The organism is Bacillus methanolicus PB1 (assembly GCF_000262755.1).
GTDB classification, from domain to species: domain Bacteria; phylum Bacillota; class Bacilli; order Bacillales; family Cytobacillaceae; genus Bacillus_Z; species Bacillus_Z methanolicus.
On record NZ_AFEU01000002.1, the window covers coordinates 573,532 to 595,510 of the forward strand.

The 21,979-nt window shown below is 39.5% G+C and carries 23 protein-coding genes and 1 pseudogene; 18 read left to right on the top strand and 6 right to left on the bottom strand.

Annotated elements, in window-relative coordinates; genetic code table 11:
• Positions 1-162: 162 nt before the first annotated feature.
• The 3 genes from PB1_RS07940 (at position 163) to spoIID (ending at position 3,574) form a co-directional block, all read left to right on the top strand.
• Complete coding sequence (locus tag PB1_RS07940; RefSeq protein WP_003351777.1) at positions 163-897, top strand: YwmB family TATA-box binding protein; 735 nt, start codon at positions 163-165, stop codon at positions 895-897.
• A 32-nt stretch (positions 898-929) separates the two neighbouring features.
• Positions 930-2,240, top strand: coding sequence for a UDP-N-acetylglucosamine 1-carboxyvinyltransferase (gene murA / locus PB1_RS07945; protein ID WP_003351778.1), 1,311 nt, complete (start codon positions 930-932; stop codon positions 2,238-2,240).
• 308 nt (positions 2,241-2,548) lie between these two features.
• A complete protein-coding gene (gene spoIID / locus PB1_RS07950; RefSeq protein ID WP_003351779.1) occupies positions 2,549-3,574 on the top strand; it encodes a stage II sporulation protein D in 1,026 nt (341 codons plus the stop codon).
• Between the two features lie 213 nt (positions 3,575-3,787).
• Here the strand turns inward: spoIID and PB1_RS07955 are convergent, their stop codons facing one another.
• Entirely contained in the window at positions 3,788-4,222 is a 435-nt protein-coding gene (locus PB1_RS07955; protein ID WP_003351780.1) for a VanZ family protein, read from the bottom strand.
• 138 nt (positions 4,223-4,360) lie between these two features.
• On the opposite strand from PB1_RS07955, the gene PB1_RS07960 reads away from it, so the two are divergent.
• The 8 genes from PB1_RS07960 to PB1_RS07995 all read left to right on the top strand — a co-directional run bounded on the left by PB1_RS07960 (position 4,361) and on the right by PB1_RS07995 (position 11,584).
• Positions 4,361-5,362, top strand: a complete 1,002-nt coding sequence (locus PB1_RS07960; RefSeq protein WP_003351782.1) for a stage II sporulation protein SpoIIQ — start codon at positions 4,361-4,363, stop codon at positions 5,360-5,362.
• Between the two features lie 592 nt (positions 5,363-5,954).
• On the top strand, positions 5,955-6,224 hold the full coding sequence (spoIIID, locus tag PB1_RS07965) for a sporulation transcriptional regulator SpoIIID (RefSeq protein ID WP_003351783.1): 270 nt from the start codon (positions 5,955-5,957) through the stop codon (positions 6,222-6,224).
• Positions 6,225-6,900: 676 nt separating this feature from the next.
• Positions 6,901-7,902, top strand: coding sequence for a rod shape-determining protein (mreB, locus tag PB1_RS07970; RefSeq protein WP_003351785.1), 1,002 nt, complete (start codon positions 6,901-6,903; stop codon positions 7,900-7,902).
• Between the two features lie 184 nt (positions 7,903-8,086).
• Complete coding sequence (locus PB1_RS07975; protein WP_003351786.1) at positions 8,087-8,926, top strand: flagellar hook-basal body protein; 840 nt, start codon at positions 8,087-8,089, stop codon at positions 8,924-8,926.
• 349 nt (positions 8,927-9,275) lie between these two features.
• Positions 9,276-10,118: a flagellar hook-basal body protein gene (locus PB1_RS07980; RefSeq protein WP_003351787.1), complete on the top strand. Its 843-nt coding sequence runs from the start codon at positions 9,276-9,278 to the stop codon at positions 10,116-10,118.
• A 15-nt stretch (positions 10,119-10,133) separates the two neighbouring features.
• Positions 10,134-10,415 (top strand): DNA-directed RNA polymerase subunit beta, encoded by a 282-nt coding sequence (locus PB1_RS07985; RefSeq protein WP_003351788.1) that lies wholly within the window; start codon positions 10,134-10,136, stop codon positions 10,413-10,415.
• A gap of 244 nt (positions 10,416-10,659) precedes the next feature.
• Positions 10,660-11,094, top strand: coding sequence for a 3-hydroxyacyl-ACP dehydratase FabZ (gene fabZ / locus PB1_RS07990; protein ID WP_003351789.1), 435 nt, complete (start codon positions 10,660-10,662; stop codon positions 11,092-11,094).
• A 166-nt stretch (positions 11,095-11,260) separates the two neighbouring features.
• On the top strand, positions 11,261-11,584 hold the full coding sequence (locus tag PB1_RS07995) for a hypothetical protein (protein ID WP_003351790.1): 324 nt from the start codon (positions 11,261-11,263) through the stop codon (positions 11,582-11,584).
• Between the two features lie 103 nt (positions 11,585-11,687).
• On the opposite strand, the gene PB1_RS17705 is transcribed toward PB1_RS07995, so the two are convergent.
• The gene (locus PB1_RS17705) at positions 11,688-12,149 is read right to left on the bottom strand and encodes a hypothetical protein (RefSeq protein WP_003351791.1); all 462 of its coding nucleotides are present in this window, start codon (positions 12,147-12,149) and stop codon (positions 11,688-11,690) included.
• Positions 12,150-12,351: 202 nt separating this feature from the next.
• Complete coding sequence (locus tag PB1_RS08005; protein ID WP_003351792.1) at positions 12,352-12,774, bottom strand: YwpF-like family protein; 423 nt, start codon at positions 12,772-12,774, stop codon at positions 12,352-12,354.
• Positions 12,775-13,076: 302 nt separating this feature from the next.
• Between PB1_RS08005 and PB1_RS08010 the strand changes: the two genes are divergently transcribed.
• The 3 genes from PB1_RS08010 (at position 13,077) to PB1_RS08020 (ending at position 14,577) form a co-directional block, all read left to right on the top strand.
• Positions 13,077-13,448 carry a single-stranded DNA-binding protein gene (locus PB1_RS08010; RefSeq protein WP_003351793.1) on the top strand — a complete coding sequence of 124 codons (372 nt, stop codon included), beginning with the start codon at positions 13,077-13,079 and terminating at the stop codon, positions 13,446-13,448.
• Positions 13,441-13,689 (top strand): hypothetical protein, encoded by a 249-nt coding sequence (locus tag PB1_RS08015; RefSeq protein ID WP_003351794.1) that lies wholly within the window; start codon positions 13,441-13,443, stop codon positions 13,687-13,689. Before PB1_RS08010 ends, PB1_RS08015 begins: the two co-directional genes overlap by 8 nt.
• A 219-nt stretch (positions 13,690-13,908) precedes the next feature.
• Complete coding sequence (locus PB1_RS08020; protein ID WP_003351795.1) at positions 13,909-14,577, top strand: TerC family protein; 669 nt, start codon at positions 13,909-13,911, stop codon at positions 14,575-14,577.
• A 40-nt stretch (positions 14,578-14,617) separates the two neighbouring features.
• Here the strand turns inward: PB1_RS08020 and PB1_RS08025 are convergent, their stop codons facing one another.
• Entirely contained in the window at positions 14,618-15,148 is a 531-nt protein-coding gene (locus PB1_RS08025) for a type 1 glutamine amidotransferase domain-containing protein (protein WP_003351796.1), read from the bottom strand.
• Positions 15,149-15,613: 465 nt separating this feature from the next.
• On the opposite strand from PB1_RS08025, the gene PB1_RS08030 reads away from it, so the two are divergent.
• Positions 15,614-17,059, top strand: a complete 1,446-nt coding sequence (locus tag PB1_RS08030) for an NADP-dependent glyceraldehyde-3-phosphate dehydrogenase (protein ID WP_003351798.1) — start codon at positions 15,614-15,616, stop codon at positions 17,057-17,059.
• A 610-nt stretch (positions 17,060-17,669) separates the two neighbouring features.
• On the opposite strand, the gene PB1_RS08035 is transcribed toward PB1_RS08030, so the two are convergent.
• Both PB1_RS08035 and PB1_RS08040 read right to left on the bottom strand, forming a co-directional pair.
• Complete coding sequence (locus PB1_RS08035; protein WP_003351799.1) at positions 17,670-18,668, bottom strand: nuclease-related domain-containing protein; 999 nt, start codon at positions 18,666-18,668, stop codon at positions 17,670-17,672.
• Between the two features lie 483 nt (positions 18,669-19,151).
• Complete coding sequence (locus tag PB1_RS08040) at positions 19,152-19,559, bottom strand: helix-turn-helix domain-containing protein (RefSeq protein ID WP_003351800.1); 408 nt, start codon at positions 19,557-19,559, stop codon at positions 19,152-19,154.
• A gap of 196 nt (positions 19,560-19,755) precedes the next feature.
• On the opposite strand from PB1_RS08040, the gene PB1_RS08045 reads away from it, so the two are divergent.
• From PB1_RS08045 to PB1_RS08055, 3 genes and pseudogenes are all read left to right on the top strand, one after another.
• On the top strand, positions 19,756-20,175 hold the full coding sequence (locus PB1_RS08045; RefSeq protein WP_003351801.1) for a hypothetical protein: 420 nt from the start codon (positions 19,756-19,758) through the stop codon (positions 20,173-20,175).
• Between the two features lie 122 nt (positions 20,176-20,297).
• A pseudogene (gene tnpA / locus PB1_RS08050) lies at positions 20,298-20,693 on the top strand (IS200/IS605 family transposase).
• Between the two features lies 1 nt (position 20,694).
• On the top strand, positions 20,695-21,810 hold the full coding sequence (locus PB1_RS08055) for an RNA-guided endonuclease InsQ/TnpB family protein (protein ID WP_003351803.1): 1,116 nt from the start codon (positions 20,695-20,697) through the stop codon (positions 21,808-21,810).
• Positions 21,811-21,979: the final 169 nt, after the last annotated feature.

Consider the following 21,979-nt stretch of genomic DNA (forward strand, 5'->3'; position numbering starts at 1 on the left):
TAAAATTCTCTTTGTTGTTGAATTTTAAAAAGCGAATGGCGATTAGTTGAAAAAACAAATTTTCACAAAAAAAATTTTTGCGTTTGTCAAAAAATGACGAGAATTCCCAAGTATGCTCCTCGTTTCCTTGGTAACAATGAAACTAAGGGGAGGAGTATAACTATGAACAAGAAAATGACATTTATTTTATCATTTTTTGGCATTATAGGTTTTATCCTTTTGCAAGCTGGGAATAAATCGACTGTGGCAAATGGACATCAGGATCTGCCGGCTATGGCGAAAATTTTGAAAGCAGAAAATATTATGATCAATGAATGGTCTTTATATGCAAGAGAAAAAATGGACGCGTCTTTTCAAGAAGAAACAGCGAATGATTTAATGGAGCAATTTTCCGATTGGGAATGGTCCACATCTTTTGATGCAAAGCATAAAGAGTTTAAAGCGATTTCGGCATCTTCAAAATTCCAGGAAATTATCAGGATTGTATCAAGTCCCGAGAATCTTCAAGCACCTGCTTATGTGATCTATGAGGTGAAGGGTCCTGGGTGGGGAAAAGATGCGGAAACCTTTATGAAAAATCAATTCCCAGAACGGTTATCTGACATTTTTCGTGGAAATGCCACAATTTTCTCTTGTATCAAAGGCGAATTCAATGATAATATTGAAAAGGCTTTGCCTAATAATGTCAACAGATTATTGCATGCTTTTAATGGTAAAGAAATCGAAGCTTTAAAAGAAAATAAGTTTATTTCCTTATCGGCATATTCGCCATTATTCACGACTTCTATTAAAAAGAATCAAGACCGCATGAATTTACAGATTGCAGTACGTGATGACGGATTGGGTGATAAGACTGCCGTTGTAATTGGCACACCAATCATTACGATTGAATATTAATATAGAGAAATTGGACGCGGAGGGGAATACATTTGGAAAAGATCATTGTCCGCGGCGGAAGAAGGCTAAACGGTTCCGTAAAAGTAGAAGGGGCTAAAAACGCCGTTTTGCCAGTAATCGCTGCAACACTATTAGCAAGTAATGGAAAGAGCGTAATTCGAGATGTCCCAACTCTCTCCGATGTATATACCATCAATGAAGTGTTGCGTTATTTAAACGCCGAAGTGGAGTTTAGAAATAATGAAGTAGTTGTAAATGCATCAAGAGAGTTAAAAATCGAAGCCCCTTTTGAGTACGTTCGAAAAATGCGCGCTTCAGTACTTGTGATGGGATCACTTTTAGCACGCAATGGCCGTGCGCGGGTAGCATTGCCTGGCGGCTGTGCAATCGGTTCCCGTCCGATCGACCAGCACCTGAAAGGCTTTGAAGCAATGGGTGCAACCGTCAAGGTTGGAAATGGCTTCATTGAAGCAGAAGCAAAAGAAGGTCTGCATGGAGCTAAAATATACCTTGATTTTCCTAGCGTTGGTGCTACGGAAAATATTATGATGGCTGCAACTCTTGCAAAAGGAACCACTATCATTGAAAACGTGGCAAAAGAACCGGAAATCGTCGATTTAGCCAACTTCCTTAATAAAATGGGTGCTAAAGTAAAAGGTGCCGGGACAGGCACGATTAAAATTGAAGGTGTGGACGTCCTGTCCGGAGCAGAACATACAATTATTCCTGATCGAATTGAAGCCGGCACATTCATGGTGGCCGCCGCGATTACAGGCGGCAATGTTCTTGTACGCGGGGCAGTTCCGGAGCATTTAACTTCGTTAACTGCAAAGCTGGAAGAAATGGGTGTTATCGTTGAAGAAGAAGTTGAAGGCATTCGGGTCATCGGTCCTGACGAACTTAAAGCCGTTGATATTAAAACAATGCCTCACCCGGGATTCCCAACTGACATGCAATCACAAATGATGTCCCTTCTTTTGACTGCAAAGGGCACGGGTGTGATTACTGAAACAGTTTTTGAAAATCGATTTATGCACGTTGAAGAATTCAGACGTATGAATGCAGATATTAAAATTGAAGGCCGTTCTGTCATCATTAACGGACCTGCTAATTTACAAGGTGCGGAAGTGGCCGCTACAGACCTTCGTGCAGCAGCGGCATTGATTTTGGCCGGCCTTGTTGCTGAAGGAGTAACACGCGTAACACAATTAAAGCATCTTGACCGCGGTTATGTGGCATTCCACGAAAAGCTTGCATCCCTTGGCGCAGACATTGAACGTGTCCATGAAATTGATGAAATCGAAGTATTCGAACAAAAAATGGTAACAGACATCAATGCATAACCATTAACTGAATAACTACCAAAACGAGGAGAGCAGCAATGTCAGATATCTGACAAATCGTGCTCTCCTTTTTTGGGGCCAGGCCCCCTTAACAAAGTAACGCGTTAAAGCATCGCGGGCCAGGCCCTCATCATAGTAACGCGTTAAAGCGATGAGGGTCTGGCCCCTGTTGCGGTGAAGGGGTAAAGTGTTCATAGGGATTCTAAATTTACAGTCATAAATGCTTGTCCGTGCCCATATGAATGAATTGAGACGTGGCTCGAGGAAGCCGTCAAAACTCGTCTACTTTTCATATGGAGGCTATTGTCATGATAAAAATCAAACCTTTCATTGTACTAACAGCAATTCTAATTGTTGTAACACTCATGCTTCCGACTTTGCTTGTACTTCCTTTTTCGGATGATAAACCAAGCAGACAGCTGGGAGAAGAATCGATTCAAAAATCTGTACAAACCGAAAATACCGCTGATGCTGCAGTGGAAGTGGCAGTCTATCGCACCGCAAAAAAGAAAATTGAAACCCTTCCGCTTGATAAATATTTAATTGGTGTAGTTGCTGCTGAGATGCCGGCTGATTTTGAAATCGAAGCTTTAAAAGCTCAAGCATTGGCTGCCAGAACATACATCGTCAGCCAATTGTTAAACGAAGAAAAAATCGGCATGCCTGAAGGAAATGCCGATGTAACGGATACTGAAATCCACCAAGTATATAAGAATAATGAAGAACTGAAAAAACTTTGGGGAATGGACTACAAGTGGAAAATATCGAAAATAACCGAGGCAGTGAAAGAAACAAGCGGCCAAATTTTAACCTATGAAGGAAAACCGATTACTCCGACATTCTTCTCGACAAGCAACGGCTACACAGAGAATTCCGAAGACTACTGGTCAAACTCATATCCGTATTTAAGAAGTGTTGCAAGCCCATGGGATAAAAACTCACCAAAATTCAGCAATCAAAAAATCATGCCTGTCAGTGAGTTTGAAGCAAAACTGGGCGTCAAACTGGCTGACAGTAAAAATGTAGGAAAAATTATTGAAAGAACAGCCGGAAAACGGGTAGGGAAAGTAGAGATCAACGGCAAAGTGTTAACCGGAAGAGAAATCCGCGACAAACTGGACTTAAAATCCTCTGATTTTTCTTGGGTTTTAAAAGGAGACAATATTGTCATTACCACAAAGGGCTACGGCCATGGCGTTGGAATGAGCCAGTACGGAGCAAACGGAATGGCGTCTGAAGGAAAAGACTACAAAGAGATTGTAAAGCATTACTACCAGGGAGTCGAAATCTCAAAGACAGATGCATTGCTGACGAAAGTAACAGCAAAGAAATAAGGCTGTCTCAAAGCCCAAGGGTCAGACCCCATAACACAATATATAGGACATAATGTTGGATAAATGTGCATGGGGCCAGACCCTTATGAGACAGCCTCTTTTCCATGAAAAAGGGGCGGAGCCGTGTTAACAAAAAAGAAATGTCAAGATACAAGTTTAGCTTTTTAGAGCCGGGCTTCGCCCACACCGTCTTATTACGTTGGCTTTTTATTTTTAAGGTCGGGAGTTAAAACTAATGAAAAAATTTAATATTTTCTTTAACCGAGTAAACCGATTTTTAAAATACGCCTGATAAACAAAATAGTAAAAAACAGAGACCCCCGTTATATCTTTAACCCCGTCAATGATCGTCGCTGACCGGTAAGGCACAAAAGATTGGTGAATTTCATCTGTTATCCCGAATAAGCATGCAATAACCAAACAAAAGAGATTACGTTTAACCGTAAACCGCCCTGTCGTTAAAAACGCAATTACAAACAGCACATACAATATCGCAAACTCAACAAGATGGAGAGACTCTTTTATGAATCTATCTAATGAAGAAAAAGGAAGCTCAATTACGGCATCATCCGGCATGCTTGAAAGATTCCAAATAAGAACCATATAGGCGAACGGAAGAATTCGGATCAGCCAGCCCACAATTTTCATAACATCAACCCCTTTTTGAAAAATTTTTTAAAAAAATACATATAAATATCATATTTGTCGAAAAATAAGTAGAAAAATTTTTTTACATACGTATATATTTTTTTGAATCTGTTCAGAATGATTGCTGAGGTGATGAAAATGAGAGAGGAAGATAAGAAACGAACTTCTCAAGATTCAAGTTTAAAACGCTTCTTTAGACAGCGTTGGGTATTTCCGGCCATTTATATTGCAAGCGCAGCAATCATTCTAACAGGGGTCCTTTGGTATCAAAATGCAGACAACAATGCGAATTCTGACAAATTTGATTATGAATCAACAGATATCGCAGGCAAAAAGCATAATGATCAGCCAGCTGTTGAAGTAAACCGTTCATTGGAAAATTTCGTCATGCCGGTAATGGATCCGGATTCTGCCGTCATTCAAAAACAATTCTATGATTTTGACGGCAAAAAAGAAGAGCAAGAAGCCGCTCTTGTATTCTACGATAATGAGTATCATCCAAACACAGGTATTGACATTACAATGAAAAACGGTGAAACATTTGATGTTGTCGCATCATTAAGCGGAACCGTGACGAAAGTTGAAGAAGATCAGTTATTGGGAAATGTCATTGAAATTGAGCATGACAAAGGAATTGTAACACAATATCAATCCGTTAAGGACATTAATGTTGAGGTTGGCGATAAAGTAGAACAAGGACAAGCTCTTGCAAAGGCTGGACAAAGCTTGTTTAACCAAGAAGCGGGAGTGCATGTGCACTTTGAAATTCGTAAAGATAATGTAGCTGTGAATCCAATGGACTATTTTAACAAACCGTTAAGTGCATTACAGGAAGAAAAAGCTTCTGAAAGCAGTGAAGTTACAGAAGAAAATCCTGCTGATGAACAAGGTGCTGTAGAAGAAGAGAAATCTTCTGATGAACAAGGCGCTACTGAGGGGAGTGGAGCCGAAGAAGACGGCGATGCTTCTAATAGTAACGGTACTGAGTCTGAAAAAGACAATTCCGGACAAAAGGAAGATAGCAGCACCGGAAATGAAACTGGTGATGAGCATTCAAGTGACCATAATCAAGGAGATGACCAATCACCTGAGTCTGATTCAGGCTCATCCGATGCCTCTCTAAATAGTGTAAACTCATAATCATATTCCCCGGAACCTTGAAAACCCGCCCAGGCGGGTTTTTTGTATGGACATAGATTACGAGTGAAAAAACACTTCAAACAAACGTTAACTTGAAACGACAAATTCTTGTTGGGGCCTGGCCCTCACCACAGTAAAGCTTTAACGTGTTAATAGAGTGAGGGACAGCGCCCTTGGGGGCATGCGCTTCGCAACAGCATAGCAGGGGGCCTCCCAGTATCAAGGGATCGCTTCGCTTCTTCATTCCACTCCGTTACGCTGGCCAGCTCTTTGCAACTCATAACCACCCCTTTATAAAAAAATTTGCTTCATTCCTTGTCCCGATTGAGTTTTTCGTGCATATTCCCGTATCCAAGCTAATAAACTGTTACAAACCTTACAAAGAGAGTGTTTGAGGTGAGGAGTCGTTTGGAAACAACAGGAAAATAGTTGGGGACATGTTTAATCACTGTAAGATCAGAAAGTACATACTTTCTGCCGCACTATGGAGCCTGAAAGGATCTGTTCGTACGTGCGGAACAGCTGTAGTTCAACTTAGCGAAGCGAGTCTCATTTCACACTTCTCACATCCAATTTAGGGAGGGCGAGTGGTGTGCACGATTACATCAAAGAGAGAACTATCAAGATTGGGAAGTATATCGTGGAGACGAGAAAAACAGTTCGCGTTATCGCGAAGGAGTTTGGCGTATCCAAAAGTACAGTCCATAAGGATTTAACTGAGAGACTTCCAGAAATCAATCCGGAACTTGCAAATGAAGTAAAAGAAATATTAGATTACCATAAATCAATCCGCCATTTACGGGGCGGAGAAGCAACGAAACTGAAGTATAAAAAGGAAGAAAAGGAAGAAGAACCAGTTTAATAAAGCGAAAAACTCATAAACGAAAATCCGGAACATGAGACGTGCCCCCCGAAGAAAGCATATTGCCTTCGGTATGGCACGTTTTTTTCATTTTAGTAAATGGCTTATAAAATCCTCAAAGAGGGCTAGTAAACGGCAAATTTATCTAATAAAATAGTAAAAGCGGCTCTTAAAAAGTGGCTTATAAAACGATAAGAGCGGCTTATAAATCTTAAAAATGACTCTTAAAATGGTAAAAGCGGTTCATAAATCTTGAAAAGTGGCTTATAAAACTGTAAAAACGGCTCATAAATCTTAGAAAGCGGCTCATAAAATGGTAAAAGCAGCTCATAAATTTTAAAAAGCAGCTCAAAAAATGGCAAAAGCCGCTCATAAATGCTCAAAATTGGCGCATAAAACAGTCTAAATATTCTCCCGCAACTCTATTTTAGGAAAATTTACATTGTTTTTCTGACAATAAGTTACTCTTTTTTTCCTTATTGTGATAAAATAAACTATTAGGAAAGAACCTGGTTCGTTTTACAAAAGTTGGTCGGCGATTAAGAAGCGGTACATAATCATCAGTTCTTGCAGGGGGATTGATTTCGTGGGAGAGCTATGGACGTGTTCTTGAGAGCCGCAGCTGGCGAAATAAGCATACACTTTACGCTGCGTCTTAAGGAGGAAAGGAAAAGGAATGTTTGCAAGGGATATAGGAATCGACTTAGGAACGGCCAACGTGCTGATCCACGTAAAAGGCCGTGGAATTGTACTAAATGAGCCATCCGTTGTGGCGATTGATAAAAATACAAATAAAGTTCTTGCGGTAGGAGAAGAAGCGCGCAGAATGGTCGGACGTACACCTGGAAACATCACCGCGATCCGGCCGTTAAAAGATGGCGTAATTGCTGATTTTGATGTAACAGAAGCGATGCTGAAACATTTTATTAATAAGCTCAACGTAAAAGGGTTTTTATCAAAACCGCGCATTCTGATTTGCTGTCCGACAAACATTACAAGCGTTGAGCAAAAAGCGATTCGAGAAGCAGCTGAAAAAAGCGGCGGCAAAAAAGTTTACTTGGAAGAAGAGCCGAAAGTAGCTGCAATCGGCGCTGGCATGGACATTTTTCAGCCAAGCGGAAACATGGTCGTCGATATCGGAGGCGGGACAACCGATATTGCCGTTTTATCAATGGGAGATATTGTAACTTCCTCCTCCATTAAAATGGCAGGGGACAAGTTTGACATAGAAATATTAAATTATATTAAGAAAGAATATAAACTTCTAATTGGAGAACGTACTTCAGAAGATATTAAAGTGAAGATTGGAACTGTTTTTCCTGGTTCACGCAACGAGGAAATAGATATCCGCGGCCGCGATATGGTAACAGGATTGCCTAGGACTATTACAGTCCGTTCAGATGAAATTGAACAGGCACTGCGTGAATCTGTTTCCGTTATAGTTCAGACAGCCAAAAGTGTCCTTGAACGTACACCGCCGGAACTTTCTGCCGACATTATCGACCGCGGCGTTATTTTAACCGGGGGAGGCGCACTTCTGCACGGAATTGATATGCTTCTGGCAGAAGAATTAAAAGTACCGGTATTGATTGCGGAAAATCCAATGGATTGTGTAGCAGTCGGTACAGGAATCATGCTTGATAACATAGACCGTATTCCAAAAAGAAGATTCGGTTAATAGAATTAGTCTGTCGTTTGAGAAGAACAAACTTCAAAAAGCGGCAGTTTTTTTTTCTATATTAAAACCGCCCCCATTTTTTCAATATTTGACTTTTTTTTGCAAAAAAATATGTTCCTTCGCCAAAAATTTTTTATAATAAAAAGTAAGTACAAAAGTGCGGTTTTGAAAATGAGGTGGAACAATGTTTAAAGGGTTTTACACGGTTGCGTCCGGAATGATTTCACAGCAGCGAAAAACGGAAATGCTGGCAAATAACATGGCCAATGCCAATACACCGGGTTTCAAGGCGGACCAATCATCAATGAGGGCGTTTCCGGAAATGTTGCTGCAGCGGTTCGATCAGCGAAAAATTCCGACAGAGAATGGCTTAAAACTTCCATTTAATACACCGGTCGGACCAATTAATACCGGTGTTTACATGCAAGAAGCAATTCCTAAGTTTATTCAAGGCGATCTTCGCGAAACGGAATTACATACAGATGTTGCCCTTATTGACATCAATATTCCGGCAAATGAGGAAAACGGCTTAAAGGGCACGGTTCTATTCACGGTGCAGCATCCGAACGGGGATGTCCGCTATACACGGAATGGAAATTTTACAGTGGATGGAGAGGGCTTTTTAACAACAGCTGGCGGCTTGTATGTTTTAAACGAGCGGGGAGGCCGCATTCAGCTTTCCGGCGATAAGTTTACAATTAATAGCAGAGGTGTATTAACAGGAGAAAATGGCGAAACGGCAAGGCTGGGGATCGGGTTTGCGGAAAATCCCCAACGGTTGATAAAAGAAGGCGACGGTCTTTTCCGGACAGAAGACGGAAATGAGCTTCCCAATGCTTATAACGCAGATGGAGTGCAGTTTACTGTTCAGCAAGGGTTTCTGGAGCGCTCAAATGTTGATGCGGCAAAAACGATGACAGATATGCTGACTGCATACCGCGCGTTTGAAGCCAACCAGAAAGTCCTTCAAGCTTACGACCGCAGCATGGAAAAAGCAGCAAATGACATTGGCCGCATAGGCTAAACCCATTGAAATATTTCTTTTGAGGATAGAATCTGAAGAGGAAAAAGGTGAAACCCGTAAAGAATTTTTTGCATTTTTTACACATGCGGGGAATCAAAAACAGGTTTTACACGTAAAGAGAATGTTTGCATTATCGACATAGGTTATGGATCAAAAACAGTCGGTACCCATAAAAGGAATTTTTGCACTGTGACTCAGACTGGGAAATAAAAGACAGGTGGTACCGGTAAAAAAATTTTTGCATTTTCGACACAGTCTGGGAACCAAAAACAGGTGGTACCTGAAAAAATTTTTTTGGACCACAGGTTAGTAATCAAAAAAAGTGATACCCGTAAAGGGGGATTTTAGTATGAATAGAACAATGATCACGACGACAAACACGCTTGCACAGCTGCAAAAACAAATGGATATTATCAGCAACAACCTGGCAAACATAGATACAACCGGTTATAAAAGAAGAGAAGCAACGTTCACGGATCTGCTTTTTCAGGAGTACCGCAATCAGGCAAATGCAAACGAAGAGCAGAATCGGCTGACACCGGCCGGAATCCGGCAGGGGACGGGTGCAAGGCTTTCCCAATCACAGATCATTATGAAACAGGGAAATTTAAAAACAACTGACCGCAAGCTCGACGCTGCTTTTACAAAAGAAGGCCAATACTTCCGGGTTCTTATTCAAAATGAAGACGGCTCATCCATCCATTTAACACGCGACGGTTCTTTTCATTTAACACCTATTTCTGAAAGTGAAATGATGCTTGTGACAGGGGACGGATATTCCATCTTAGATGAAAACAATAACCCGATTTATATAACAGGAGATGCAAAAGGCTATACTATTACAGAAAATGGACAGCTCATTGTTGAAAAAACAAATGGGACAAGACAAATTGTTAATCTTGGTGTCAGCCTTGTGAAAAAACCGCAATTTTTGGAGCAAAAAGGAGCAAACCTTTTAGGGCTGCCGGAAAACTTTGCCGAGCTTGGAGTTCCGGAACAGGATATTTTTACACAATTAAACGGGCCGCTCCGGGCGCAAATTGCCATGAAGCAAGGCGTTCTGGAACAGTCAAATGTGGATTTGCCGAAAGAAATGACCGAACTGATTAATGTTCAGCGCTCTTATCAATTCCAGGCAAGATCAATTACGATAGCAGATCAAATGATGGGATTAGTGAACGGAATTCGTTAAAAGGGGTATACAGCAATGTCTATAAACAACAATAACCAAGCAGAAGTCCGAACTCGAGAACAAATAAAGACAGCGAAAAATGAGCAGCAAGAACAAACAAAGGAAAAAAGAGAGCGGATCCGTGTCCGGCTAATTCCGATTTGGCTGCGGGTTATCATTGTTGCTTTATTAATCGTAGTAAGCGCTGTTGCCGGGGCAATATTCGGATACGCGGTACTTGGGAACGGCAAGGCCACAGAAGTTTTTCAAAAATCAACGTGGACTCATATATACGATCTCATTTATAAAGAAAAATGAAAAAAGTAAAGGAAGGGCAAATAATCTGGACTCATTGTTGCACGTGCTGAGTCATAAGGGTCTGACTCCCTCCAACATTGACATATATAGAATGGTTTGTTTGTCTATATGTTGTATTGGAGGGGTCGGACCCTTTGTTTTTTTACTCAGCCTCCTGAAACGTTCGGACTGTAAAAACCCTTCCTTTTTGTTTGCGGTTTTGTATAAAATAATATTATACCTAATATTAAGAGGAGGTACTAAAATGCTCGATATTACAGAAATTAAAGAAATCATTCCACACCGATATCCATTTTTGCTTGTTGATAAAATTCTTGAAATCGAAGAAGGGAAAAAAGCGGTTGGCATAAAAAATGTTACGGCTAACGAGGAATTTTTTAACGGTCATTTTCCTGATTATCCTGTTATGCCGGGAGTGCTGATCGTTGAAGCGCTTGCACAGGTAGGAGCAGTTGCCATGCTCAAAAAAGAAGAAAACCGGGGACGGCTTGCTTTTTTCACTGGAATCGATAACTGCCGTTTTAGAAGGCAAGTAAAGCCTGGTGACCAGCTACGCTTAGAAGTGGAAATGGTCCGCGTGCGCGGTGCAATCGGCAAAGGCAAAGGCGTTGCAACCGTTGAAGGCGAAATTGTATGTGAAACAGAAATTAGCTTTGCGCTCGGGGAGAAAAAAGAGTAAGGCGCTTCACCCGGGGCCAGACCCCTACTTTAGTAGGGGCCAGACCCCAAAAAGACCACAAAAAAATTTCCTTTCCTATGCAAGGTTTTCTGGATTTTGGGCAAGATAAATCTAGACCCGATACATAAGGTCAAAAGAAACTAACATTGGAAAGGAGCTTTTATTTATGAAGAGAAAGCTTTTACTGTTAATCGGAGGATCTATCCTTTCTGCCATTCTATTCGCAGGATGCAACGTCAATGATGATCAGAACCCGCCTCCGGAGGATGACGTGGATGTAGAAAATCCGGCTGATAACAACAATAATGGCAATATTGGCGATGACGACAATGGCATTATTGATGACAACGACAACGGTGGAATGAATGGAAATGGGGACAACAACGATAACGGCGGTGTGGACCCGGCGGAGGATGATAACACTCCAGGTGAAGAGCCTCTAGTCGAAGATCCAAAAGATTTAAATGATGAAGATAACAAAGACGAATAAGGTGAAAAAGGATAGGAGACCATCCAAGTCAAGTATACAATGATAAAAAAAGGATACTAATTTGCGGCCTTTTCTCGGTGTTTAATCGGGGAAAGGCCATTGCTTATAATACATCAAGGTGTCTTTTAATTTTCGTAATTTCCCTTTCATTTCTGACCGCCTTTTCCCAAATATGATCTTGATCAGCTAACAGCGAATCAATCTTTTCATCGATTTTATTAAAGCGAATCTCATTTTCCTTGCGAATTTCTGCTTGCTCGGCAATTATGCCCTGCATTGTGTTTTCCATAGTTTGCATTCTGTCTTCTAGGCCCTGCATCCTGTCTTCCAGGCCCTGCATCCTGTTTTCCAGACCCTGCATCCTGTCTTCCAGACCTTGCATTCTGTTTTCCAGGCCCTGCATTCTGTTTTCCAGACCTTGAATCCTGTCTTCCAAGCCCTGAAACCTGTTTTCGAGACCTTGCAATCGGTTTTCCATACTTTGCTGTATACTATTCGTTTTACCAACCATAGCAATAATACTTGTCAGCATTTCTTCAATTCTATCTAATCGGTCTTCTTTCATGTCATTTCACCTCCTTCTACAATATCTTACATTCTTTAAATAAAAAATTCTATATTAGAATGCAAAAAATGAGGCTGTCTCATAAGGGTCTGACCCCATGCGCATTTATCAATATATAGCACATTTATCCAACATAATGTCCTATATATTGTGTTATGGGGACTGACCCTTGGGCTTTTGAGACAGCCTCGTTATCAACTCATCAAACCTTATTTATAACTGCTAGTCTTGGTCTGCTTTTCATTTTCTCTTTAAATTCGATTAACAGGTTTTCTCCGGTCATCCCTTTTTTTAGGAGGTCACCGAGCACCAATTCGGCGTATTCATTTCTTGTTCTTTTCAGCGTGCCTTCAAGCAAAACGCTGATATTGTTTTCGAACTCTTTTACAGAATGCACTTTTGTGAGAAACGACGCAGGATCATTTTCCTTTTTTGAAATCACTACTTGGACAATCATTTCGTTGCCGGCTTTGAAACAATCAAGATAAGATTTTTTTGTATAAGCTTCAATCAGCCACGTATTAAGGTCATCTTCTTTATTTATAATCAGCCCGTCTTGCAATTCAATATCCTTCAAATCCGTGCCTTCGACAATTTGCAGCGAGATCAGCTTGAACGTTTTCATCTTTATCCTCCCGATTCCCATTTCACTGGAAAGTAGTTCGCAAACACTTTTTACACAATCTCTAGTATGACAAATTATAACACAGCTGAAAATGAAAACGAATTCTAACCGTGTCGAAAAATATTTGTCGAAAGTAGTAAAAACATAGTTTAAGACGTTTCCTGTTTTGAAAATCAGATTTTCGCCAGGTGAAAACCCGAATTTTTGAGCCAATTTTCTTTCTATAAATTCATTATTTCAATTTTACGATAGGGCAAGTCAAGGACTATCATAAAAACATCAAAAGGAAAGGAGAAGAAACTTTGATAAACCAAGTTACACTTGTCGGGAGGCTGACTAGAGACCCTGAATTAAGGGTTACCCCTGAAGGTACATACGTAACCAATATCATTTTAGCGGTCAACCGCAACTATCGTAACCAGCATGGGGAAATTGACACTGATTTTGTCCAATGCACTCTTTGGAAAAAACTAGCCGAAAACACGGCCCAGTATTGCAGGAAAGGTTCAGTGCTCGGAATCACAGGAAGAATTCAGACGAGAAATTACGAAAATCAAGAAGGCAAAAAAGTTTTTGTAACAGAGGTGGTTGCCGAAGGAGTCAGGTTCCTGAGCCCAAAACCTTCAGCTGAACGATCCAAACAGCAAGAAAAGGAGGCATTTGCAGTTGAATAATCACGACGATTGGGGAGCCAGACTGGAAATGCTTTTAGAAAGCTTAATAAAAATGCTCGGAAAAACGAACGAAAAAGTCGATGACTTAAACAAAAGGGTTCATCAGCTCGAATGGTGCATGAAAAACATATCATTGCGAGATAAAGACACAGCCATTTTTACACTCGTAAAAGACGCTCCGAATAACAAGCATGAAAAAACTGAAAAATCCATGAAAAAACATTACTCCATCACGATGTAAGACTTCCCATAACTTTCTCCCATTTTCCTTCCAATATTTTTCCTTCCATATAAAGAATCAATGACTGCCTCCAAATCCTCGCATTGCCCGGCTTTAATGCCGGGTTTTTTGTGTTTTTCATCAATATGAAAACAGTTTAAAAAGTATGATATAGATGAAAACTAGGAAGGTCGACATTTAAAATGACATTACAACAATAACCTGTCAGGGGGAAAAACAGTGGAGTTTTTAGGATTGGAATTGGCAACACTCTTACAAGTTATTGGTGTTGATCTCATACTTAGCGGAGATAATGCAATCGTAATTGCATTAGCCGCCAGAAATGTGCCTGCAGAACAACGAAAAAAAGCGATTTTTTGGGGAACATTCGGTGCGATTGTTTTAAGATTGATTATTGCGGCCATTATTGTATGGTTGCTGAAAATCCCATTAATTTCATCCATTGGAGGAATTTTGCTTATTCGAATTGCTTATAATTTACTTGCCGGAAAAGATAAAGAACACAAAGACGGAGGCAACACAGCGGCATCAGCAGTTAGAACAATTATTATCGCAGATGCTGTCATGTCACTGGATAACGTTTTAGCATTAGCGGGTGTTGCACATGATTTTGTACCAATTCTGATTGGAATCTTAATTTCTATTCCAATTATTATTTGGGGAAGTCAAATCATATTAAGTGCTATGGAAAAGTTTCCTATTATTATTTATGCGGGTGCTGGTCTTTTAGCCTATACCGCAGGTGAAATGATTGTTAGAGATCGAAAAATAGATATTTTTCTGCATTCTTTAGCTCCAAACCTGGCACAAACGATCCATGTTGGCCTTCCAATTGCACTAGTTATCGCAGTAGTGGGAATCGGGTACTATAAAAGAAAAAATAAATAAAAAAGGATTCCATAAAGGGAATCCTCATAAATTATTTCTTCTATTCTTTGTTATGAGCCAATACATCTGCAAAAGCTTTTACATACTCGGGCAAATCCGGGGGACGGCGGCTTGAAACAAGATGTCCGTCTACCACCACCGGTTCATCAAGCCATAGCGCTCCTGCATTCTCCATATCATCGCGGATGCCCGGTGTGCTAGTTACCTTTTTTCCTTGCAAAATTTTTGCAGAAATCAGAACCCAACCGGCATGACAAATTTGGCCAATCGGCTTTTTATTTTCTTCCATATGCTGCACTAACGAAATAACTTCCGGAAAACGGCGCAGCTTATCCGGCGCCCAGCCGCCTGGGACTAAAAGCGCATCATATTCTTCAGGATTGATCTCGCCAAATGCAAAATCAGCTACAGCCGGAACCCCATATTTCCCTATGTATGTTTCTTTTGCCTTTTCCCCTGCAAGACGGACAACCGCACCTTCTTCCTGCAGACGAAGAATTGGATACCAAAGCTCCAAATCCTCAAACTCATGATGCACAAGGCTGACAACTTTTTTATCTTTTAATCGCACTAACAGAGCACCTCCTAAGTTTATATAAAGACTCTTTTCGCAGATATTATTAATTTTGCATATACAGGAACATTTGTTCTTTAGGATTTTCGTATTGCGGTGATTGCACGCTGCGCCTGATGGGAACAGACATAAAAGCAGCAATCTTTTAGAAAAGAGCGTATATAAAATAATTTTAAGCTTTTATCATACATTTGCAAGCGAAAAGTTCAGATAATTGAAAAATTTTCCGGCTGAAAATTTTCTCTTTTGGAATGTGGAAAGAGAGATTCCTTATATGACATAAAAAAAATTTTCCAATTAATAGCCGGTAATATTCCATTTATTAGAATTTTATAGAAGAATCGGCTGTCGCTGCCTTTGTGCTGTATTTTTTTAAAAAAAAGTCTTGTGTTGGAATCGCTTACTGCTTTAGAGTTCTAATTAACATAATTTAAATAATATTTAGAAAGTTGGGATTGTTTCATGCAGGTATTGGAAAAAGATCATAAGTTTTTATTAAATGGAAAATGGTGTTATAGTTCTTCCAATGAATTTATCAATATTTATTCTCCATCTACAGGTGAAATCGTGGGACGGGTTCCAGCTATGACAAAAGATGAAATAGATAAAGCGGTAGCCGGAGCTTGTCAAGCACAGAAAAATTGGGAAAAGCTGGCCGTAAGTGACCGTGCCAAAATATTGCATGCTTGGGCAGATGAATTAGTAAAAATGATTGATGTAATTGCTCCGATGATTATGAATGAAGTAGGGAAAAACATCTCAACAGCAAAAAGGGAAGTGATTCGAACCGCAGATATCATTCGCTACACGGCAGAAGAAGGGGTTCGCATTCACGGAGAATTCATTAATGGCGGTTCGTTGGATGCCGACAGCTCCAAAAAAACAGCCATCGTCGAAAAAAAACCGCTTGGCGTCATTTTAGCCATTTCACCATTTAACTATCCAATTAACCTTGCTGCTACAAAAATTGCCCCCGCTTTAATTGCAGGAAATGCAGTTGTTTTCAAACCTGCGACACAGGGAGCCATTAGTGGCTTATTGATGATTCAAGCATTAGAAAATGCCGGATTGCCTGAAGGTTTAGTCAATACAGTTACAGGTAAGGGTTCAGAAATTGGTGATTATATCATTACCCACCCATTTATTGATATGATTTCATTTACAGGAGGAACAGGAACAGGACAAAATATTGCAAGAAAAGCTTCAATGATTCCTCTCGTACTGGAGCTTGGAGGAAAGGACCCGGCTATTGTATTAGAAGATGCAGATCTTGAACTTGCGGCAGCGGAAATCGTCAGCGGTGCTTTTTCTTATAGCGGACAACGCTGTACAGCCATTAAAAGAGTTATCGTTCTTAAAGATGCAGCAGCCCCGCTAATTGAAAAAATTAAAGAAAAAGTCGAAAAACTGACGGTTGGCAAACCGGAAGACGATGCGGATATTACTCCTTTAATCGATGAAAGTTCAGCGGACTTTGTACAAGGTTTAATTGATGATGCTCTGGCTAAAGGGGCAACTCTCATCACCGGCAACAAACGCGAGAAAAACTTGATTTATCCAACTGTCTTAAGTAATGTTACAAAAGATATGAAAGTTGCGTGGGAAGAACCTTTCGGACCTGTCTTGCCTTGTATAATTGTCGACAGCGCAGAGGAAGCAATCGAAATTGCAAATGAGTCTGAATTTGGACTGCAGGCAAGTGTATTTACAACAAATATCGAAAAAGCATTTTCCATTGCTTCATCACTAGACGTTGGTTCTGTCCAAATTAATGGAAGAACTGAGCGCGGTCCCGATCATTTTCCATTTTCAGCTGTAAAAAATTCCGGTCTTGGCTCTCAAGGTATTCGCCAAAGCATCATATCCATGATGCGAGACAAAGTAACAGTTATCAATTTAAAAAGATAAAACAACCTTTTATATCTTTTGATTTGTCCCCCAAGCATGTGTGCAGTCTATTGGGAAAGCCCCCGAACAGCGAAGGCTGAAGAAACAGTCTGCTTGACATTGAAACTACTCTTATTTCCTGCTTTACACACGTACCACTTTCATCCTGCGGAGGGGGTTTGACTCATAATGGTCAGATTCCCTCCGATAATATCTATATGCTGCATAGAAGGGGTCTGCCCCTATGCTAATGGAACCTTATAAAGTTTGAACCACCGAGCGAATAAAATGAAAAAATAGCACATTATTTCCATGCCGGATTTGATATCCGGCGCTTGAAATAATGTGCTAATTTACTATTTTCTGAGCCTTCCTCAGAGGAGATGAGCCTTAAATTTTGGTTTATGAGCCGTAATTCTGGTTTATGCGCTGTTATTTTAATTTATAAGCCGTTATTTTGACTTATGAGTCTTTATTCTGATTTTTGAGCCTTTATTTTGACTTATGAGTCTTTATTCTGATTTATGAGCCTTTATTTAAATTTATGAGCCGTCATTCTGATTTATAAGCTGTTAATCTGGTTTATGAGCCTTAATTTTGACTTATGAGCTGTCATTCTGATTATGGGCTTTTACCGCATTTTATGAGCCGAACTCGCAATCTCATTTTTAAAATCTAACTGCGGTCTATAATAGATTCGCCCTTTTTTTTCTCCTGAAAAGGGCAAGTTCATAGATGAGAGCATTTTTGAAGCCGCATGCCGTGATGGAAGATGAAGAAAGTCGCGAAATTCCTTATTTGTAATCGTGGGGTTAATAAGCAAAAAATAATCCTGAATGGCCTGTACATGCGCATCTTTTGATTGATGAGTGCAATGAGGACAATGCCAGTTTCTTTTATAACGTTCCATAGAAAATAAAGAGCAATTTGGACATTGGACACCGGTTATCAACTCTTTTTTTGGGATTTTAAAAGGCTGCGGCTCGGAAGGAGTATGACTTTTTAATAAAAGTCGATTCAGTTTACGCAATTCTTTCGGGCTTAATTTTTCATTTGAATACATTTTTTCAAAGTCATTTATTTTTTCTAAAATGTTAGGAGAATGAAGAATTCTTCGAGAAATGTCAGACTTTCCATTGGGCGGTTTAATAATCGTTGAAGGATTGCTTATTACAACTAAGTATTCAATGGGGATATGATGAAGGTTATTATCATTCATCCAATGCATCAGTTGTGTTCTTTGCCGTCTAACCTGGGCCAGAGGATTTGGAAATCCTTCCTCCTTATCGTTGGCAGTCCTGATAAACTGGTTAAAGGTTGGTTCAAAATTGATTGTTCCGAAAAAATTTTTGACCTCTAAAATTAACGCATAATTGGCAGAAAGAATAAACGTATCCATCTGGAAATGCAAAGGGCCATTCGCCAAATGAAGATCATGGTAAATGAAGTAACGATCCTCTGGAAGGAAGTTTAAATAGTAGTCGAGAGATAGTTCTCCCCGATATCCGGCCCACCTTTTTGTAAGCTCTTCTTCAAATTCCGGCAATCTTGGATGATCTTTGGGAAGCCGTCTCAATAAAGCCTCAAGCATCAAAATTTTTATCGGAATTTTCCGCTCCTTGGCGATCAAAGTCATCACTCCTTTTAATTTTTTGGCATTTTTCTACATAAACAGGAAAAATTCCTTCATTTTTAGAAAAAAATTTACTAGAAATAAAGATTTATGAGCTCTTATCGGGGGATATGAGCTTTTAAAAATTTTTATGAGCCTTTAATCAAATATATGAGCCTTTAAAAATTTTTATGAGCCTTCATCCAAATATATGAGCTTTGATTTCAGTTTATGAGCCTTTATCCGGAAATATGAGCCGTCATTTCAATTTATGAGCCTTCGTCCGGAAATATGAGCCGTCATTCCATTTCATGAGCCTTCAGTCAAAAATATGTGCCGTCAATTAAAAATATGAGCCTTCAGTCAAAAATATGAGCCGTCAATTCAATTTATGAGTCTTCATCAAAAATATAAGCTGTCATTTCAATTTATCAGCTTTCATCCAGAATTATGAGCCGTCATTCCATTTAATGTAATGAGCCTTCATCCATATATAAGCCTCTACCTCTTATAATGCCTGATCTCCTTCATAAAAGCTCTTACAGTATTAATGACCAAGGTTCTTTTTTTATCATCATAGTTGTACCACTCTAAAAGAATGTCTTTGATTTTTGGTTCTTTTTCTAACAGCTCTAAAATAAGCTCCAATTCCCGGTCGTTTGAGTTTTCCTTTAGCAGTAAAGCCGGCTTATCCTTTTCTTCTGCTTGTGGATCAAGCTCCGCCACTAAATACTCTTTTTCGACTTTAAAGATTTCGGCAAATTGCAAGATCGTTTGGTAATCAGGCAGACTGCGGCCCGTTTCATAGCGGCTGATTGTTGAACGGTCCACTTTCATCATGTCAGCAACAAAATCTTGCGTCCAGCCTTTTTTTATTCTAAGCTCCCTTAGCTTTTTGGAAAGCGACATCTTTTCTCACCCACATCAAGTTCATATAAGATTAACTTAACGGGAAAAGAGTAGTATCGGGGTTTGTGTGCAACATGAAAACGCACAATAACGTGCGCATATTGCACGACTGATAGGAAAATAGGACTTTAGAAGGATTTACAAGAAATTTGGAGAATTATGTAAGGTATTATAAGAAAGGAGAATTGCTAATGAAATGAAGAACTATACGATCCATTCAGGTGAAAAAGAGGAAAGCTGTCAACTTATTTTTATTGGAGAGAAGGATCCGGAATATAATGCAAAAATTGCTCATCCACCTGGATTTTTCGATGCCCTGCAATTAAGCCGCAACTCTTTTCGTACTTCGTATTGTATTTTGCCTCTCTGCACTCATACAAGCGTCACGGTTAACTTCGTCGAAAATCAACAGGTTAAAGCCGTCCAATTTACTTTTAATTTTCATAAACAGAAAATCCTCATCAAAGAAAAAGCAGGTAAAATAAGCAGAGCGACAGCCTATAAGCTTCTTTCTTGCTTCTTGATCAAAAACGGCAATAAACTGTTGTATTTAACATTCCCTCCCGGTGACCGTGAAAATTTCAGCAAAGAACCAAATCCCACTTTTTTAACCTAATCTCGAAAGAAGTCTCCCTCTTTAATCATGCGTAGGGCGAAGCCCAATGATAAGGGGGAGATGAATTTCGGTTGGCGATAGCCAAAGCTTATGAGATAATCAGTAAAAGGATTGATATATCAGTGAAATTAGATAGTAATAATTATTCAGTGTTCCTGTTATCATCTTGTACTTGTTGTGAAATATCGCAGGGAAGTGTTTGATAACGAAATATCCGATTTTGCAAAAGAAATGTTTATTGAAATCGGAAATAAATACAATATTTTATTAGTCGAATGGAATCACGACAAGGATCATATCCATATCTTATTCAAAGCACATCCTAATTCCGAACTATCAAAATTTATCAACGCCTATAAAAGTGCTAGTTCACGATTGATTAAAAAGAACTTTCCATATGTAAGAAAAAACTTTGGAAAGAAATGTTTTGGTCAAGGAGTTTTTGCCTGCTAACGACAGGCGGCGCGCCAATTAGTGTCATAAGATCGAAAATCAAGGTCCAAAGTGAGGTGAATTGATATGACCAAGCAGAATAAAGCTTTCAAGTTCCGTTTGTTACCTAATAAAAATCAAGAGGTGTTACTTGCCAAAACATTTGGCTGTGTCCGTTTTATCTACAATAAAATGCTGGAAGAACGCAAGGAAACTTATGAAAAGTTCAAAGATAACAAAGAAATTCTTATAAAACAAAAGTTTCCGACTCCTGCTAAATATAAAGAAGAATTTTCCTTCTTAAAAGAAGTGGATTCATTGGCTTTAGCAAACGCACAAATCAACCTGCAAAATGCTTATAAAAACTTCTTTGAAGGTCGTGCAGAATTTCCAAAATTCAAAAGCCGAAAAGCAAAGCAATCTTACACAACGAATATGGTAAACGGAAATATCGAATTGAAAGATGGTCATATCAAATTACCTAAACTGAAATTTGTGAAAATCAAACAACATCGGGAAATCCCTGCTGTTTACAAGATAAAGTCCTGTACCATTTCCAAAACGAAGTCAGGGAAATACTATATTTCTATTTTGACTGAATACGAGAAAGAGATTCCTTTATCGACTATTCAGCATGTAGTTGGACTGGATTTTGCTATGGATGGTCTGTATGTCGAAAGCGAACAGGGTGAGAAAGCCAATTACCCATATTTCTATCGACAATCATTAGATAAACTAGCAAAAGAACAACGAATTCTTTCTCGAAGGAAAAAAGGTTCTATCCGTTGGGAAAAACAACGTTTGAAAGTGGCTAAACTTCAAGAAAAGACTGCTAACCAACGCAAGAACTTTCTTCATCATAAATCGAAAGAATTAGCAATAAACTATGATGCTGTTATTATTGAAGATCTGGACATGAAAGGGATGTCACAAGCTCTTCATTTTGGCAAGAGTGTTCACGATAATGGTTGGAACATATTCACAACATTTCTCAAATACAAACTTGAAGAACAAGGAAAGAGACTGATTAAGATTGACAAATGGTTTCCTTCTACCAAAAGATGTTCTTGCTTTGGCGCAGAAAAAGAAATGCCATTATCAGAACGTGTATATCAATGTTCCTGTGGCTTTGTACTAGATCGTGACCATAATTCAGCTATCAATATCAAAAATGAAGGATTACGACTATTAGCGTTAGCATAATAATAAAAACTCTTGGAACAAGAGGGTTAGCTCGGTCAATTTAGTCAGCTAGTAAAAGTGGCTATTACCCGAGAAGCCCCCACTTCAATTTGACCGCAATGTTAAATAAGTGGTGGGTAGTTCACTTACCTGCGTGTAACGTTTGCCCGTTGAGGGTAAATTTTTTTCC